General features: G+C 74.7%; 11 protein-coding genes and 1 pseudogene. 5 read left to right on the top strand and 7 right to left on the bottom strand.

The annotated features are described in order from the left end of the window. Positions 1–172: 172 nt before the first annotated feature. From ACZ3YO_RS25315 to ACZ3YO_RS25300, 4 genes are all read left to right on the top strand, one after another. Positions 173–673 carry a SigE family RNA polymerase sigma factor gene (locus ACZ3YO_RS25315; protein WP_465554807.1) on the top strand — a complete coding sequence of 167 codons (501 nt, stop codon included), beginning with the start codon at positions 173–175 and terminating at the stop codon, positions 671–673. Between the two features lie 89 nt (positions 674–762). After that, positions 763–1,803, top strand: coding sequence for a hypothetical protein (locus ACZ3YO_RS25310; RefSeq protein ID WP_465573285.1), 1,041 nt, complete (start codon positions 763–765; stop codon positions 1,801–1,803). A gap of 69 nt (positions 1,804–1,872) precedes the next feature. Beyond that, on the top strand, positions 1,873–2,289 hold the full coding sequence (locus ACZ3YO_RS25305) for a type II toxin-antitoxin system VapC family toxin (protein WP_465554803.1): 417 nt from the start codon (positions 1,873–1,875) through the stop codon (positions 2,287–2,289). Between the two features lie 221 nt (positions 2,290–2,510). Then, entirely contained in the window at positions 2,511–3,089 is a 579-nt protein-coding gene (locus tag ACZ3YO_RS25300) for a superoxide dismutase family protein (RefSeq protein ID WP_465573282.1), read from the top strand. A gap of 90 nt (positions 3,090–3,179) precedes the next feature. Here the strand turns inward: ACZ3YO_RS25300 and argF are convergent, their stop codons facing one another. From argF to ACZ3YO_RS25285, 3 genes are all read right to left on the bottom strand, one after another. After that, a complete protein-coding gene (argF, locus tag ACZ3YO_RS25295; protein ID WP_465573279.1) occupies positions 3,180–4,181 on the bottom strand; it encodes an ornithine carbamoyltransferase in 1,002 nt (333 codons plus the stop codon). A gap of 158 nt (positions 4,182–4,339) precedes the next feature. Next, a complete protein-coding gene (locus ACZ3YO_RS25290) occupies positions 4,340–7,066 on the bottom strand; it encodes a polynucleotide kinase-phosphatase (RefSeq protein WP_465573276.1) in 2,727 nt (908 codons plus the stop codon). Beyond that, the gene (locus tag ACZ3YO_RS25285) at positions 7,063–8,685 is read right to left on the bottom strand and encodes a 3' terminal RNA ribose 2'-O-methyltransferase Hen1 (RefSeq protein WP_465573274.1); all 1,623 of its coding nucleotides are present in this window, start codon (positions 8,683–8,685) and stop codon (positions 7,063–7,065) included. The genes ACZ3YO_RS25290 and ACZ3YO_RS25285 overlap by 4 nt, the downstream gene beginning before the upstream one ends. A 151-nt stretch (positions 8,686–8,836) precedes the next feature. Between ACZ3YO_RS25285 and dapD the strand changes: the two genes are divergently transcribed. Further along, positions 8,837–9,826 (top strand): 2,3,4,5-tetrahydropyridine-2,6-dicarboxylate N-succinyltransferase, encoded by a 990-nt coding sequence (gene dapD / locus ACZ3YO_RS25280; RefSeq protein ID WP_465573272.1) that lies wholly within the window; start codon positions 8,837–8,839, stop codon positions 9,824–9,826. 412 nt (positions 9,827–10,238) lie between these two features. Here the strand turns inward: dapD and ACZ3YO_RS25275 are convergent, their stop codons facing one another. The 4 genes and pseudogenes from ACZ3YO_RS25275 to ACZ3YO_RS25260 form a co-directional block, all read right to left on the bottom strand. Further along, positions 10,239–11,021 (bottom strand): DUF6099 family protein, encoded by a 783-nt coding sequence (locus ACZ3YO_RS25275; RefSeq protein WP_465573269.1) that lies wholly within the window; start codon positions 11,019–11,021, stop codon positions 10,239–10,241. Positions 11,022–11,313: 292 nt separating this feature from the next. Then, positions 11,314–11,664: pseudogene (locus ACZ3YO_RS25270) on the bottom strand (nucleotide pyrophosphohydrolase); the annotation flags it as partial. Between the two features lie 4 nt (positions 11,665–11,668). Further along, on the bottom strand, positions 11,669–13,108 hold the full coding sequence (locus tag ACZ3YO_RS25265) for an AAA family ATPase (protein ID WP_465573266.1): 1,440 nt from the start codon (positions 13,106–13,108) through the stop codon (positions 11,669–11,671). A 107-nt stretch (positions 13,109–13,215) separates the two neighbouring features. Beyond that, entirely contained in the window at positions 13,216–14,046 is an 831-nt protein-coding gene (locus ACZ3YO_RS25260; protein WP_465573264.1) for a putative RNA methyltransferase, read from the bottom strand. Positions 14,047–14,052 lie beyond the last annotated feature (6 nt).

Below are 14,052 nucleotides of genomic sequence, written 5' to 3'. Positions count from 1 at the left end.
CTCGGGAGCCGTGGACCGGCGGACTTCCCACCGCGGCGTCGTAGTCCGCGGCTTTCTCCTCGGGGGCCGTAACGCGGTCGGCCGGCTCGGGCGTCTAACCGTGAGCAGGCGGCGAACAGCCACGACGAGACGGTTTTCGGGGGCAGCGGTGATCGGTAAGGCGCGACGGGCCGTGGAGTCCGCGGAGTTCGAGACCTTCGCCTACAGCCGGGGGCACCACCTCTTCCGGACCGCCCTGCTGCTCTGCGGCGACTGGCACCTCGCCGAGGACCTCACTCAGGTCACCCTCGCCAAGCTCTACGCCGCCTGGTCCAAGGTCCGCCGCGCGGAGAACCAGGACGCCTACGCCCGCAGCGTGCTCGTCCGCAGCCACCTCTCCCACCGGCGGCTGCGGCGCAGTGGCGAACAGCCGGCGCTCGGCGACCTTCCCGAGGGCATCGCCCCCGAGGGCGACCCGGCCCTGCGGGTCACCCTGCTCGCCGCCCTGGCCGAACTGCCGCCCCGGGACCGGGCCGTGCTCGTGCTGCGCTACTGGGAGGACCGCAGCGTCGAGGAGACCGCGGCCGAACTCGGCGTCAGCGCGGGCGCGGTGCGCAGCCAGGCGCTGCGCGCCCTCGGCCGGCTGCGCGCCGTCCTGAAGGCGCAGGGTTCGGAGCAGCCGGCCGCGTTCTGACGGGCCGCCGGACCGTCCGCCGGCCCGCCGGCCGTGCGCGACGTCACGAAGCATTTCGACACCACTCTCAGCTGGAAGGAACCAGGAGCATGGACGAGCTGGAATCCGACGGCCGACGGCTGTCCACCACCTTCGACCGGGCGATGCGCGGGGTCGGCCCCGAACTGGGAACGCTGGTCGCCGGCGCCGCCGAGCGCGGACGGTCGATCCGACGCCGCCGTCGGGCCGCGGTGACCGGTGCGGTCGCCGCCGTCACCGTGCTGGCCGTCGGCGGCGCGCTCGCCCTGCAGCCGGGGGGCGGCCCCCGTGCCGCCGCCGGGCCGGCGAGCGGGACCGCATCGCCGTCCGCCGCTGCCGCCACCGCGTCACCCTCACCGACCGCCGTCCCCACCACCACCAGGAAGCCCCGCTCCACCTCCACCCGGGACCCGCAGGCCGACGACGGCCCGGAGAAGCGGTACCCCGGTGACGGAGCCAACGCCGGCAGGGTCGCCCTCACCGGCCACGCGGCCGTCCTGGCCGTGGTCGAGGGCCTGCCGAAGGGCGGTACGACCGGCGGCTACGCCGGCTACCACGGTCCGGTGGGCTGGAAGGGACCGGAGCCGGTCGACGTGCTGTCCGCGGGCACGCTCAGCTACGACGACGGCAAGGGCCCGGTCCAGGTGGACGTCAAGTTCGAGGGCGGGCTGGGCGCGCTGTTCCGCCCCGGGTCCAACCCGCCCGGGCCCGGGCGCGACCCGTACACCATCGGTTACGACGACCGCTACACCTGCGAGAAGGTCAACGTCTCCCGGCAGTACAGCCACTGCGAGGTGGGAAAGCTCCCCGACGGCAGCACGCTGATGCTGACCGAGCGCTCCGACGACGGCTTCCGATCCCGCACCGCCGACCTGCTGCGCAAGGACGACAACCGGATCACCCTGACCGTCTTCTCCGGTGGCGTCCTCGGTGACCCGCGGGAGCTGCCGCTGAGCCTGGAGCAGCTGAAGGCCGCGGTGACCGGCCAGGGCCTCCAGGAGTGGATAACGCCGGAGCGGGCCGACCAGGCGGACCGGGCGATCCGGCCGTTCCACGACGACACCCCCGGACGCGACGCGCCCGACCCCACCGCCTCGGCCACCGCCGGCTGAGCCGGTCGCGGCCGGCCCGGGTACGGTGGCCGGTGAGCTGACACGCTGGGACAGGCCGGGGGCCGACTGATGATCGTGGTGGACGCGTCCGCACTGGTGCTCGCGCTGGCCGACGAGGGCGAACGCGGGGCCGCAGCCCGGGCCGAACTCGACACGGGCGGCGAGTGGGTGGCCCCCGAGCACATCGTCATCGAGGTGATGCAGTCGCTGCGCGGCCTCTACCTGGCCAAGGAACTGACCGCCGAACGGGTCGGCGAACTCGCCGCACAGCTGCCCGGGTTGGCCATCCGCAAGGTCGAGGTGGCGCCGCTGCTCGGCCGGATCTGGGAGCTGAAGGACAACCTCACCCCGGACGACGCCGCGTACGTCGCGGTCGCCGAGCAGTACGGGGTGCCGCTGGTCACGGCGGACCTGCGGCTGATGCGGGCGAGCGGGCCACGCTGCGAGATCCGGGGGATCCAGGGGGCCCACCGCCGGACCGGGTGACCAGGTCCCGGCGAGGTGAGCCCAGGGCCATCGGGTCGAGGTGGGCCCGTCAGGGCCATCGGGCGGAGGTGGGCCCGGCAAAGGCATCCGGCCGAGGTGGGCCCGGCAAAGGCATCGGGCGGAGGAATGTCCGACAGGAGCCATCGGGCCGAGGGGTGTCCGTCCGGGCCCGGCGGCGTTGAGCAGGGCGTCCGCCGCACCGCCTCGGAAGGCCCCTGCCGATGTCCGCTCCGTTCGCCGCCACCGCCCTGATCCCGCTCGCCCTGCTGACCTCCGCCTCCGTACCGGCGTCGGCCGCTCCGGCCCCGCCCGGCACGCCGGCCGCTCCGGTCTCGGTCGTGGACGCCGACTTCGACCCGGCGACGGCATTCGTCCCGCCGGCCGCGATCAGTCACGCGCCCGACCTCGTCCCGTACGGCTCGCACGTCCGGGTGGTGGTCGACCGCACGGTGCCCGGCCGGACGGTGCTGACGCTGACCGCGGCCGGGCTCGCCGCCGACCACGCGTTCCCGGCACACCTGCACACCGGCTCCTGCGGAGCCGACCCGGCCGCCTCCGGCCCGCACTACCAGGACGCCGTGGACCCGGTCCGGCCGTCCACCGACCCCGCGTACGTCAACGACCGCAACGAGCTGCGGCTGACGCTGCGCACCGACCACCGGGGCGACGGCGCCACGGCCACTGCGGTGGCCTGGCAGCCACGGCCGGGCGAGGCCCGCTCACTGGTGCTGCACGCGGGCAGCCCGGCCGGTCCGCACGCGGCGGGCGACCGGGCCGCCTGTGTGAACCTGGCGCCGTGACGAGCCCTTGCTGGACGGGGCCTGGTTCGGGAAGGGTCTGGGGTCCGGACAAGGCCTGGGGTCCGGACAGGGCCTCGGCGCTGGCAGGGCCTAAGCGCCGAGGGTCGCGACCAGCACGGCCTTGATGGTGTGCAGGCGGTTCTCCGCCTGGTCGAACACGACGGAGTGCGCCGACTCGAAGAGCTCGTCGGTGCACTCCAGCTCGCTCATCCCGGTCTCCTCGTACATCTGCCGCCCGACCACCGTGCCGAGGTCGTGGAAGGCGGGCAGACAGTGCAGGAACTTCACGTCCGGGTTTCCGGTTGCCCGGACGGTGTCCATCGACACCTGGTACGGCTCGAGCAGCGCGATCCGCTCGGCCCAGACCTCCTTGGGCTCGCCCATGGAGACCCACACGTCGGTGTAGAGGAAGTCGGCGCCGGCCACGCCCGCGTCCACGTCCTCGGTCAGGGTGATCCGGGCACCGGTGCTCCCGGCCAACTCCTGCGCCGCCTTCTGCACCTCCTGGGCGGGCCAGAGCGCGCGCGGCGCGACGATCCGGATGTCCATGCCGAGCAGGGCGCCGGTGACCAGCAGCGAGTTGCCCATGTTGGAGCGGGCGTCGCCGAGGTAGGCGAGGGCCACCTCGGTGAGCGGCTTGGCGGTGTGCTCCCGGACGGTCAGCACATCGGCGAGCATCTGGGTGGGGTGCCACTCGTCGGTCAGGCCGTTCCAGACCGGGACACCGGCGTACTCGGCCAGCTCCTCGACGATCTCCTGGCCGTGGCCCCGGTACTCGATGCCGTCGAACATCCGGCCGAGCACCCGGGCGGTGTCCTTGATCGACTCCTTGTGGCCGATCTGCGAGCCGGCAGGGTCCAGGTAGGTCGTGGTGGCGCCCTGGTCGTGGGCGGCGACCTCGAAGGCGCAGCGTGTCCGGGTGGAGGTCTTCTCGAAGATCAGCGCGATGTTCTTGCCGCGCAGCCGGGGCTGCTCGGTGCCCGCGTACTTCGCCGCCTTGAGCTGGGCGGCGAGGTCCACCAGGAATCGGAACTCCTGGGGCGTGAAGTCGAGCTCCTTGAGGAAGTGCCTGTTCCGGAGGTTGAACGCCATGCCGGGCTCCTGGGGTGACGGGGCGGGAAACGGGAAGCGGCAATTGTATACGACACTCGGAATTTATATGCAAAGCCTTTCGCGGGCACCGGGGCCGGGGGAAGGCCAGGGCCCCGCGGAGACTCCGCGGGGCCCGTCCGCCGCACTCGCCGCACTGTCTAGAGACGCGGGTCCACCGGCTCCGACTCCAGCGCGAGCACCGCGAACACCGGCTCGTGCACCCGCCACAGCGGCTCGCCCGCCGCCAGCCGGTCCAGCGCCTCCAGGCCGAGCGCGTACTCGCGCAGCGCCAGCGAGCGCTTGTGCCCGAGGAAGCGCTGGCGCAGCTGGTCCAGGTACTGGGTGTAGTCCGGACCGTAGATGATCCGCAGGTACTCGCGGCCACGGACCTTGACGCCCGGCTGGACCAGCCCGCCCGGGCGCCCCTCCCCTGCCTTGCCGCGGACCAGCGACGCCAGCGGCTTGACCACCATGCCCTCGCCGCCGGCCCCCGTCAGCTCCTCCCACCAGGCCACGCCCGCGGCGACCGACGCCTCGTCGGCGGTGTCCACCACCAGCCGCCCGGTCCGGTGCAGCACCGGGGCGTCCCGGTGAGCAGCCAGGTCGGCCTCGGCCAGCCCGTCGATCCAGGCGAGGTGCTCGTCGTGCGGACGCACCGCCAGGTTCGCCCCCTCGGCGGCCAGCACCTGGAACGGCGCCAGCCGGATCCCCGACAGGCCCTCCGTCGGCCAGCAGTACCGCCGGTACGCCTCGGTGAACGCCTGCGCGTCCGCGGCGCGCTGCCGCTGGCGGGCGGTCAGCCCGGCGAGGTCCAGCCCGCGCCCGGCCGCCTGCTCCAACGCGGCCAGCACCTGCGGCAGCGCCGCGCCCGCCGCCGCGCCGACCGCGGCGTACTGGCGGCGCAGCAGCTCCGCGGCCTTCAGCGACCACGGCATCAGCTCGGCGTCCAGCAGCAGCCAGCCGGTGCCCAGCTCGTCGAAGAGCCCCGAGCGCTCGGCGGCGGCCCGCAGCCGGCCCAGGACGGCGGCGGTCAGCCCGTCGTCGCCGAGGAACGCCCGGCCGGTCCTGGTCCAGATCGCGCCCGGCCCGGCCAGGCCGAACCGCTTCTCCAGCGCCGTGTCGTCCCGGGCCACCAGCACCACCGCGCGGGAGCCCATGTGCTTCTCCTCGCAGATCACCTGCCGAACGCCGTCCTCGCGGTAGGCGGAGAAGGCCTCCTCCGGGTGTTCGAGGTAGCCGGGCCGTCGCGAGGTCGCGCTCGGCGCCATAGTCGGCGGCAGGTAGGCGAGCAGCCTCGGGTCGATCGCGAACCGGCTCATCACCTCCAGCGCGGCCGCCGCGTTCTCCTCCCGCACCGCGACCCGGCCGTGCAGCGCCGTCTCCACCACCCGGCGGCCCGCCACGTCGGCGAGGTCCAGCGGCCTGCCCTCGCGGGCACCCGGCGCGTCCGTGTGCAGCGGGCGCACCGGCGCGTACCACTCCTGCTCGGCCTCCACGCTCACCAGCTCGCGCTCCGGGTAGCGCAGCGCGGTGAGGCTGCCGCCGAAGACGCAGCCGGTGTCCAGGCAGATGGTGTTGTTGAGGAAGCTCGCCACTGGCACCGGCGTGTGCCCGTAGACCACCAGCGCCCTGCCCCGGTACTCCTCCGCCCACGGGTAGCGCACCGGCAGCCCGTACTCGTCGGTCTCGCCGGTGGTGTCCCCGTACAGCGCGTGCGAGCGCACCCGGCCGGAGGCCCGGCCGTGGTACTTCTCCGGCAGGCCCGCGTGGCAGACCACCAGGGCGCCGCCGTCGAGCAGGTAGTGGCTGACCAGGCCGCGCATGAACGCCCGGACCTCGGCGCGGAACTCCTCCGACTCCCCCGCCAGCTGGTCCAGCGACTCCTGCAGGCCGTGCGAGACGGTGACCTTCTTGCCGTCCATCGCCCGGCCGAGCTTGTTCTCGTGGTTGCCCGGCACACAGATCGCGTGCCCGGCCGCCACCATGCCCATCACCAGACGCAGCACGCCCGGCGTGTCCGGGCCGCGGTCGACGAGGTCGCCGACGAAGACGGCGGTCCGGCCCGCGGGGTGTGCGGCGTCCACCGGGCGGCCGGCGTCGTCCCTGGTGAGCGCATAGCCGAGGCGGGTGAGCAGGGTCTCCAGCTCGGAGCGGCAACCGTGGATGTCGCCGACGATGTCGAACGGGCCGGTGAGGTGGCGCAGGTCGTTGAACCGCTTCTCCGGCACGATCTCGGCGGCCTCCACCTCCGCCTCGCCGCGAAGGATGTGCACCTTGCGAAAGCCCTCGCGCTCCAGGCCGCGCAGGGAGCGGCGCAAGTCGCGGTTCTGGCGGGGGATCACGTGGGCCGGCAGCTGCCGGTCCGGGCGGGTCCTGTTCCGCTCCGCGCAGACGCCCGGCGGGACGTCCAGGACGATCGCGATCGGCAGCACGTCGTGTTCCCGGGCGATCGCGACCAGCTGCTTGCGGGCCTCCGGTTGCACGTTGGTGGCGTCCACGACGGTCAGCCGGCCGGCGGCGAGGCGCTTGCCGACGATGTAGTGCAGCACGTCGAAGGCTTCGGCGGAGGCCGACTGGTCGTTCTCGTCGTCCGCCACCAGGCCGCGGCAGAAGTCGGAGGAGATCACCTGGGTGGGGAGGAAGTGCTTGCGGGCGAAGCTGGACTTGCCCGCGCCGCTGGTGCCGATGAGGACGACGAGCGAGACGTCGGTGACGGGGAGACGGCGGGGCTTGGTGCCGGCCTGGGCGTCGACGGGCAGGTCGGCGGGCGCGGCCCCGGTCGGGGCCTCCGTGGTGGGCGCGGCCCCGGTCGGGGCGTCCGTGGTGGGGGCGGCCCCGGCGGGGGCGTCCGTGGTGAGCTTCGGGGACTGTGCGTCGTCGGTCATCGGGTCTCGCCCCCTTCGGGCGTCGTGGTGGCTTCGGCGGCCGTGGCGTCGGTGGTCGTCGCGTCGGTGGTGACGGCCGTCGCGTCGGCGGTCGTGGGCTCGGGCGGCGTGCCGATGCGGAACAGGGCGAGCTGTGTCGGCGCGCCCACCTCCGGGTCCTCCGGCCCGACCGGGCGGATCACCACGGTGTAGCCGTACGCCTCCGTGACCCGCTCGGCCCAGGCACGGAACTCGGCCCGGTCCCACTCGAATCGGTGGTCGGCATGCCGGACGTGACCGGCCGGCAGGCTCTCCCAGCGGACGTTGTACTCGGCGTTCGGCGTCGTGACCACCACCGCGGCCGGGCGGGCCGCCCCGAAGACGGCGTACTCCAGGGCCGGCAACCGGGGCAGGTCCAGGTGCTCGATCACCTCGGAGAGCACCGCCGCGTCGTAGCCCTTCAGCCGCGCGTCCGTGTACGTCAGCGCGCCCTGGACCAGCTTGACCCGGGCCGCCTGGCGCTCCGTCATCCGCTCCAGCCGCAGTTTGCGCGCGGCCGCCGACAGCGCCCGGGCCGACACGTCCACGCCGAGCACCTCGGTGATCCGGGCATCCTTGAGCAGCGCGCCCACCAGCTCGCCCTGCCCGCAGCCGAGATCGGCCACCCGGGCCGCACCGACCTCGCCCAGCGCGGCCAGGATCGCCGTGCGGCGCTGCTCGGCCAGCGAGACCTTCTTCTCCTCGCCGGGCTGCTCCTTCGCCTCCGGGCGCCCGGTGTCCCCTGCGGTGTCGTCGGTGGCCTCCTCGGCCGTGTCGTCGACCGCGTTGTCGATCTCCTCGACCTCGCGGTCGTCCGCCTCCGCCAGCCGGGCCAGCTCCAGCCGCTCCATCGCCCGCCGGGTGAGCGCCCAGCGCCGGGACAGGTAGCGGCGCGCGATCAGCGCCTGCTCCGGGTGGTCCGCCAGCCAGCCCTCACCGGCGGCGAGCAACTTGTCGACCTCGTCCGGGGCGACCCAGTAGTGCTTGGCGCCGTCCAGCACCGGCAGCAGCACGTACAGCTGCTGCAGCGCGTCCGCGAGGCGGACCTCCGCACCGGACAGCTCCAGCCGGACGTAACGCGACTCGCCCCATTCGGGGAACGCCTCGTCCAGCGGGATCGCCGACGCCTCGACCTGCCAGCCCAGCGGCTCGAAGAGCCAGCCCGCCATCGCGACCCCGCCGCCCTCGCTGGCGCCGTTGGCCGGCACGGCAGGCAGCACGATCCGCAGGGGCCGGGGCCGCTCGGCCAGCCCGGGGCGGGCCTCGCAGACGCCCTTCATCGCCGTCCGGAACACCGTCCGCAGCGCCACCGCGAGCAGGGAGGACGCCGCGTACGGGCGGTCGTTGACGTACTGGGCGAGCGCGAAGTCCGGCGAGCCGCCGCGGCCCTTGCCCCGGCCCCTGCGGACCAGCGCGATCGGGTCGACATCGAGCAGCAACGCGGCCGTGCAGGCCTCGTCGCCCGCCTCCGGGTAGAAGACGTGCGCCTCGCCGTGAGACGTCGAGAACTGCTGGACCTTGCCCGGGTGCTTGTGCAGCAGGAAACCCAGGTCGGTGGCCGGGCTCCCGGCGGTACCGGTGGTGGAGATCGACATGAACACCCGCCCGAGTATTGCCCACGACGCGCCCGCCCAGCACCGGGTTTTGCCCGGTGCCCGCCCCTCGCACCGCTCGGGCGCCGCCGGCCGGGCGCCGTGTCCGCCCGGTGAGCGTGTTCGGCACCGGCGGCCCGCATTCGTTAACGTGCACGATGTGACAGCAGAATCCACCTCCCTCGCAAACGGCGCCGTCGCCGCAGGTCTGGCCACGATCGCCGCCGACGGCACCATCCTCGACACCTGGTACCCCGCCCCCGCGCTGGCCGCCGAGCCCGGCCCGGCCGGCACCGTCCGCCTGACCACCGAGCAGGCCGAGGCCGAGCTGGGCGCCGGCGCGGCCGAGGCGCTGCGCGCCGACGCGCGCCGCGGCGTCGAGGTGGTCGCCGTACGCACCACGATCGCCTCGCTGGACGAGAAGCCGATCGACGCGCACGACGCCTACCTGCGCCTGCACCTGCTGAGCCACCGCCTGGTGCAGCCGCACGGCCAGAACCTGGACGGCCTCTTCGGTCTGCTCGCCAACGTGGCGTGGACCAGTATCGGCCCGGTGCAGGTGGACAAGGTCGAGCAGGCCCGCCTGGCGGTCCGCACCCAGGGCGGCCAGCTCGCCGTCTACGGGATCGACAAGTTCCCGCGGATGACCGACTACGTCGCCCCGTCGGGTGTGCGCATCGCCCACGCGGACCGTGTCCGCCTCGGCGCGCACCTCGCCTCCGGCACCACCGTGATGCACGAGGGCTTCGTCAACTTCAACGCCGGCACCCTCGGCACCTCCATGGTCGAGGGCCGGATCAGCGCCGGTGTCGTGGTCGGTGACCACAGCGACATCGGCGGCGGTGCGTCGATCATGGGCACCCTGTCCGGCGGCGGCAAGCAGGTCGTCTCGGTCGGCGAGCGCTGCCTGCTCGGCGCCAACGCGGGCATCGGCATCTCGCTCGGCAACGACTGCGTCGTCGAGGCCGGCCTCTACGTCACCGCCGGCACCCGGGTCACCACGCCGGACGGCAAGGTGGCCAAGGCCGTCGAGCTGTCCGGCCAGGACAACCTCCTCTTCCGCCGCAACTCCCAGACCGGCGCCGTCGAGGTCATCGCCCGCTCCGGCTCCTGGGGCGGCCTGAACGCGGAGCTTCACGCCCACAACTGACCTCCTCCTCACCCGAGGTCCCCGGGCCCCCGGCGCCGCAACGGCACCGGGGGCCGTGCGCGTCCCGGCGCCGTCACCCGGCACCCCGGTGCGCCGTCACCCGGCGCGTCGTCACCCGGCGCGCCGCCTGCCGCCCAGGTCCTGTCCGGTCGATCGCGCGCCCGGCAGGGCCGGCCGAACGGGATCGGCCCGACAGGACCGGCCGGACGGGAGCGGCAGGACCGGCCGGACGGACCTAGCCGAGGCGGCAGGTCAGCGGCAAGCCGGGATCACCCGGGAGGCTTACCGCTCACGGGAGTTGGACCGCATTGGGTGGTGGTCGGTGACCCGGTATCGGGCGGTTCGTTGGTTGCAGCGGCGGGGCCCCTGCCCCGGTGGCGCGGCGCCGCGCGCCGAGCCGCCGCCAGCCGCTTCACACCGCACTACCGATCCGAAGAGGTCCGCTCATGTCCGATCCCCGGTCCGAGGCATCCGCCGTGCAGCAGCATCCCGCTGCCGACGCGTCGGCGGTGCCGGCCACTCCGAAGAGCCTGCTGGAGCAGATGCAGGAACTGCTCGCCTCGGTGACCGCGGACCTCGCGGAGCTGCAGTCGTCCGGCGCCCGGGCGTCCGACCGGTCGGACGGCGGGCCGAGCCTGAGCACGAGTAACGGGCTCTCCTCCTCCGAGGCCTGAGGCTTCGCCGGAGGCGAGCCGGCCGCTGCGGGCTCGGCCGGCTCCGGCCGGCTCTCCCCGGCCGCCCGACGGACCGCCTGCCCCAGCCGGGTGACGAGGTCCTTGCAGTCGGCGCCCGCGTCGACCCCGTCGATGCACGTCCAGTACAGGCTCTCGGTGTCGGCGCCGCAGGCCAGCACCACCAGCGTCTCGCCGGCGTCCCGCAGCAGTGCCCCGAGTTCGGCCAGCATCGGGGCGAGCGGGCCGAGTTCGGTGAGCCGCCCGGCCCGCCCGCCGACGCCCAGGCCCAGCAGGGCGGACGAGTCCCCCGAGGAGTGGTCGAGGCAACCGGCCGCGTGGCCGCCGGCCTCGGCCAGCTGCTGGCCGAGGCCGGCCAGGTCGCCGTCGTCCAGCTCCGCCAGCCGGGCGCCCACGGCCTCGGTGAGCAATGCTGCCTGCCGTGCCTCGGCCAGCACATCCGGTACGTTCCTGGCCTCCGCCAGGGCGTGCCGGGCCGTCTTGATCAATCGCAGCGCCTCCATCGGCCGCCACCCCTTCCGCTTCCGCGCGTTCTCGCGGTGTCCGGGCGGTCGCTCGACCGCGGGGACACCTGGTCACGGCGAAAGCGTGCGCCGAAGGACGGATCGGCGCAGCCACCCCCTCGAAACCTGTGGAAAACCCGGGGGTGTGGATAACTTCCTTCCCTCATAAGGGTTATTCGCCCACGTCCCGCTTGACGTCGGACGCCTCCCCGCACCCCGGACCGGCCCCCGCCCCCTGACCACGTCCGGCCTCCTGCCCGGCCGCAGGCCCCTCGCCTCGCCCGGCCGCGGGCCCCTCCCCCCGTCCTGCCCCGGGGGCCGGGAAGCGCAGCTCGTTGCGCTCGATCTTGGCGGCCAGCGCGGGCAGCGGGTCCACGCCGACCGCCGTGCAGAACTGCAGCAGGTAGGCGAGGACGTCGGCCACCTCGTCCCGCACCCGGTGCGCGCTGTCCGGGTCGGACATCACCGCCGCGGCCTGCTCGGGCGTGAGCCACTGGAAGATCTCCAACAGCTCGCCGGCCTCCACGGTCAGCGCCGCCGCCAGGTTCTTCGGCGTGTGGAAGGGCTCCCAGCTGCGCGCAGCGGCGAAGTCCGTCAGCCGCTGCCGCAGGCTCTCCAGGGTCGGGTCCGCGGGGCCCGTCACTCGTTCAGTCACCCTCCAGGTCTACCGCATCCCCGGCCACGGCCCCCGCCCCGGGAACGCCCACCCCGGGCATCCCCGCCCCAGCTGCCCCGGGCGCCATCGCCCCGGCGGCCCCCGCCCCGGCAACGTCCCGCGCGCCGCCCTGGGCCGGCACCCGCGCCGTCTCGGTGCGCAGCACGGTGTGCCCGGAGCCCGGGTCCCGCCGGCACTCCACCAGCGCGACCCCGGGCGGCAGCTCGCCGGCTCCGCCGAGCGCCTCCCGGGCCGCGGCCGGCTCCTGCAGCGCGCCGAGCACCCGCAACTGGTGGCGCCCGCACATCTCGCGGGCGAGCCGCAGCAGCGAGGCGGCCTGTTCGGTGCCGAGCCCGGCCCCGAGGTCCTCGGCGAGCACGGTGAGCTGCCGGTGCGCCCAGGGCACCTCGGCGGCCACGTCCAGGTCCAGGACCCCGGCCCCGGTGAGCAGCACCGCGGCGAAGGCGAGGTGGCGCAGCATGCCGTCGGAGGCCTGGTCGGCACCGGTGCGGCCGCGGACGCCTTCGTCGAAGACGGCGAGGACGCGTTCGCCGGCCCCGGTGCCGCGGCGGGCGAGGTCGAGTCCGAGCAGGGGGTACGGAGCGGCGGACTGGACGACGCGGAGCAGCCGGCCGTACCGGCGGGCGCATTCGCCGCTGAGCCGGGCGATGACGGAGGAGATGTTGGCGGCGGTGCTGAGCAGCCGGGCCTGCGGGTCGGGGCGGGCCCAGTCGCGCATCAGGGCGGGCACGGGGTGGACGGGGAAGACCTCGCGCAGGGCGGTGAGCAGGTGCTCGGTGGCGGCGAGCACCTTGCGTTCGCCGGGTGAGGAGCCGGCGACGCGCAGCGGGATCTGTGCGGTGACCAGGGTGGTGTTGGGGAAGGGCGCGCGGATGTCGCCCTGCCGGGTGTCGTTGTGCCAGCTGACGTTGGTCCGGTGGTGCCGAAGGTCCTGTTCGCCGGTCTCGACCAGGGTCCGGCCGTCGAGGGTGAGCTGTTCGCGGGCGATCCGGACGGGGCCGTCGGTGCGGATGACGACGTCGAGGCCGATCGGGCCGTCGGCGGAGCGGACGGTGCAGCCGAGGATGAGGGCGTTGCGGCCGTGCGGCACGCAGCCGGCCAGGCCGCCGCGCACGGGGGTGCCGAGCGGGCCGCGCCGCCCGGGGAGGCCGTCGAGGGAGTCGGTGATCTCCTCGCCGAGGGCGAGGCGGGAGAGGACGGCGAGGGCGTCGAGGGCGTTGGACTTGCCGACGCCGGCCGGTCCGTGCAGCACGGTGAGGGGGGCGAGCGGCAGGGTGGCGCGCCGGTAGGACTTGAACGAGGTGAGCCGGAGTTCCTCGAGGGTGGGGCGCTGGGCGGGCGGCCGCCCCGGGTCCGAGGTGTGCTGGTGGGGGTGGGCCGGCACGGCGGGCCGGGTGGCGTCGCGGTTCACCCGTGGGACGTTAGCCGCCGTCGGGGCGGCAGAAACGTGCCTGCCCGGCAGATTCATCCCAACGAGGTGGGCGGTCCCCGCCGGGGCGCCGACCGGGAACGGCCCGCTCAGCGCCGGTAGGCGGCGATCGTCACGGAGGCGGTGACCTCGACCGGGTCGGGCAGCCCGGCGAGCCGGGCGGCCAGCCGGTCCGGGTCGGTGTGCCAGGCGCTCGGGCCCATGCCGACGACGGTGCGGACGTCGGCGGCGGAGAGCCGCATGGTGAACTCGACCTGCTGCTGCCCGGCCGGGGTGAGGTGGGGGCCGAGCTTCTCGTCGATCCGGCGCTGCTTCTCCTCGTCGACCGAGAGCAGCCCGAGCTCGGTGACGAGTTCGCGCAGGTGGTGGGCGGTGGGCGAGACCAGGAGCAGGGTGGCGCCGGGGCGCAGGACGCGGCGGATCTCGGGGCCGTTGCGCGGGGCGAAGACGTTGAGGACGAGGCCGGCGGTGGCGTCCAGCAGCGGCAGCGGGCGCCAGGCGTCGCAGACGACGGCGCCGATCCGGGGGTGGGCCTTGGCGGCGCGGCGCAGCGCGTACTTGGAGATGTCGAGGGCGGCGCCGGGCCGGCCGGGCAGAGCGTCGAGGACGTGGGCGAGGTAGTGGCCGGTGCCGGCGCCGAGGTCGGCGACGAGCCCCTCGGGCGCCACGGCCGCGGCGGCGCCGGCGAGGGCGTCGGCGATCGGGCGGTAGTGGCCGGCGGCGAGGAAGTCACTGCGGGCGGCGACCATGTCGGCGGTGTCGCCGGTGCCGGTGTGGGCGTCACCGGCGAGCAGGCTGACGTAGCCCTGCTTGGCGATGTCGAAGCTGTGCCCGCCGGGGCAGCGCAGGGTGCGCCCGTCGGGGGTGAGGGCCTGCGCGCAGTGCGGGCAGGCCAGGTAGGGCTCGATGTCCTGCAGCAACGTCCG

Source organism: Kitasatospora sp. NPDC022785 (assembly GCF_055561295.1).
Note: the sequence above shows the minus strand (reverse complement) of the source record. Positions and strands in the feature narration are given on the sequence as shown.

What these genes read in the sequence shown, in the direction of transcription:
- argF (WP_465573279.1), bottom strand. Translation starts at nt 4,181, where the DNA reads ATGGCGTTCAACCTCCGGAACAGGCACTTCCTCAAGGAGCTCGACTTC.
- ACZ3YO_RS25305 (WP_465554803.1), top strand. Translation starts at nt 1,873, where the DNA reads ATGATCGTGGTGGACGCGTCCGCACTGGTGCTCGCGCTGGCCGACGAG.
- ACZ3YO_RS25310 (WP_465573285.1), top strand. Translation starts at nt 763, where the DNA reads ATGGACGAGCTGGAATCCGACGGCCGACGGCTGTCCACCACCTTCGAC.
- ACZ3YO_RS25290 (WP_465573276.1), bottom strand. Translation starts at nt 7,066, where the DNA reads ATGACCGACGACGCACAGTCCCCGAAGCTCACCACGGACGCCCCCGCC.
- ACZ3YO_RS25275 (WP_465573269.1), bottom strand. Translation starts at nt 11,021, where the DNA reads ATGGAGGCGCTGCGATTGATCAAGACGGCCCGGCACGCCCTGGCGGAG.
- ACZ3YO_RS25300 (WP_465573282.1), top strand. Translation starts at nt 2,511, where the DNA reads ATGTCCGCTCCGTTCGCCGCCACCGCCCTGATCCCGCTCGCCCTGCTG.